Raw genomic sequence first — 2,506 nt, forward strand, 5'->3', positions numbered from 1 at the left:
GCGCCGATTCGCCCCCGGCAAGCGCCGATAGACCCGTGAGCAACACATCACGATCCGCGCCCACCACCACCGCGCGGTGCTCCAACGCGGCACGAGCCGTCGCCAACGACCAACCCACATCGGCCGGCGACACGTCCGACCGCACCCGCAGATGATCCGCCAGCCGCGACGCCTGCCCAGCCAGCGCCTCCACCGACCGCGCCGACACCAACCACGGCACCGACGACAACACCACCGGCGCCGACTCCGGAGCCGGCTCGACCTCCGGCGCCTCCAAGATGACATGCGCGTTGGTCCCGGAGATCCCGAACGACGACACCGCCGCCCGCCGGGGCCGATCCACCGCCGGCCNNGGTGGCCGGGACGAGACCGTGCCGCAGGGCGAGCACCGCCTTGATGACACCGGCGGCGCCGGCCGCCGCCTGGATGTGGCCGATGTTCGACTTGATCGAGCCGAGCAGCAGCGGCTCGTGCCCGTCCCGCCCCTGCCCGTACGTGGCCAGCAGCGCCTGCGCCTCGATCGGGTCGCCGAGCGCGGTGCCGGTGCCGTGCGCCTCCACCACGTCCACGTCGGTGGTGGTGAGTCCCGCCGACGCGAGGGCGGCCCGGATGACCCGCTGCTGGGCCGGGCCGTTCGGTGCGGTGAGGCCGTTCGAGGCCCCGTCGGAGTTGACGGCCGAGCCGCGCAGCACGGCGAGGATCCGCCGACCGTCACGGCGGGCGTCGGAGAGACGCTGCACCAGCAGCACCCCGACGCCCTCACCCCAGCCGGTGCCGTCGGCACCGTCGGCGAACGACCGGCACCGCCCGTCCGGGGCGAGGCCGCCCTGGCGGGAGAACTCGACGAAGGTGGCCGGTGAGGCCATCACGGTCACACCGCCGGCCAGCGCCAGCGTGCACTCTCCGCTGCGCAGCGACTGGGCGGCCAGGTGCAGCGCCACCAGCGACGACGAGCAGGCCGAGTCGACGGTCACCGCCGGCCCCTCGAAGCCGAGCGTGTACGCCACCCGGCCGGAGAGCACGCTGGTGGCGGTGCCGGTGAGCAGGTGCCCGCCGACCTCCTGGTCGCGGCCCATCGCCGTCGAGGCGTACCCCTGGAAGCTGGCGCCGGTGAAGACGCCGACGCGTTCCCCGCGCAGCCGGGCCGGGTCGATGCCGGCGGTTTCGACCGCTTCCCACGAGACCTCCAGCAGCAGCCGTTGCTGCGGGTCCATGGCCAGGGCCTCGCGCGGGGAGATGCCGAAGAAGTCGGCGTCGAACGCCCCGGCGTCGTAGACGAACCCGCCCTGCCGGGGGAACGAGGTGTCGGAGAGGCGGCCGGCGAGGAACCGGTCCCAGCCCCGGTCGAGGGGGAAGTCGGAGACGCCGTCGCGGCCCTCGGCGAGCAGCTCCCACAGCTCGTCCGGGCTGGTCACCCCGCCGGGGAGGCGGCACGCCATGCCGACGACGACGATCGGGTCGCCGTCGACGGCCACGCCGGTGGCCGGGCCGTCCGCGACCGCCGGCTCGCCGGTGAGCGTGGCCGACAGGTACGCGGCGAGGGCGGCCGGGGTCGGCTGGTCGAAGACGAGCGTGCTGGGCAGCGTCAGTCCGGTCTCGGCGGTGAGCCGGTTACGCAGTTCGACGGCGGTCAGCGAGTCGAAGCCCTGCTGGTGGAACGCCCGGTCCGCCGCCACCGCGTCGGCCGTCGGGTGGCCGAGGACCGCCGCGGCCTGGGCGCGGACCAGGTCGAGCAGGTGGGTGTCCCGTTCGGCGGGGGTGAGCGCGGCGAGCCGCCGGGCGAGCCCGTCGCCGGTCGGTGCGATCGGGGCGGGGCGGGCCTCGGCGAGTTCGTCCAGCAGCGGGCTGGGCCGCAGCGCGGTGAACGTGGCGGCGAACCGGTCCCAGGCGACGTCGGCGACGAGCACCGTGGTGTCGTCCCGGTCGAGCGCGCCGTGCAGGGCGGTGATCGCCAGCCGGGGGTCCATGGCGGGCAGCCCGCGCCGGGCCAGCGCCTCCTGCGCCTCACCCCCGGCGGCCATGCCGCCGCCGGCCCACGGCCCCCAGGCCACGGCCGTGCCGCCGGCCCCACGGGCGCGGCGACGGGCCACCAGCCCGTCGGCGTACGCGTTCGCGGCGGCGTAGCCGGCCTGACCGGCGGAGCCCCACACCCCCGCGATGGACGAGAACACCACGAACGCGTCCAACCCGTCGGGCAGCAACGCGTCCAGGTGCGCCGCCCCGTCAACCTTGGCCCGCAGCACGTCACGCAGTTCGTCGGCGGTGACATCGGCGAGCGGGGTGAACTGCGGCGCACCGGCGGCGTGCACGACGGCCCGGACCGGGTCGCCCTGCCCGGCCAACCCGTCGAGCAACCCGGCCAGCGCAGCCCGGTCCGTCACGTCACACGCCGCCACCGTCACCCGCACACCGCTGGCCCGCAGCCGCTCGGCCAGCTCTTCCGCGCCGGGTGCGTCCCCGCCACGCCGGCTGGTCAGCACCAGGTGCTCCGCGCCGGCGCCGGCCG

The 2,506-nt window shown here is 76.1% G+C and carries 1 pseudogene; it reads right to left on the reverse strand.

Annotated elements, in window-relative coordinates:
- Positions 1-2,506: pseudogene (locus tag B1205_RS32560) on the reverse strand (type I polyketide synthase); the annotation flags it as partial.

The organism is Micromonospora sp. NBS 11-29 (genome assembly GCF_002140155.1).
Taxonomy (GTDB): Bacteria; Actinomycetota; Actinomycetes; order Mycobacteriales; family Micromonosporaceae; genus Micromonospora.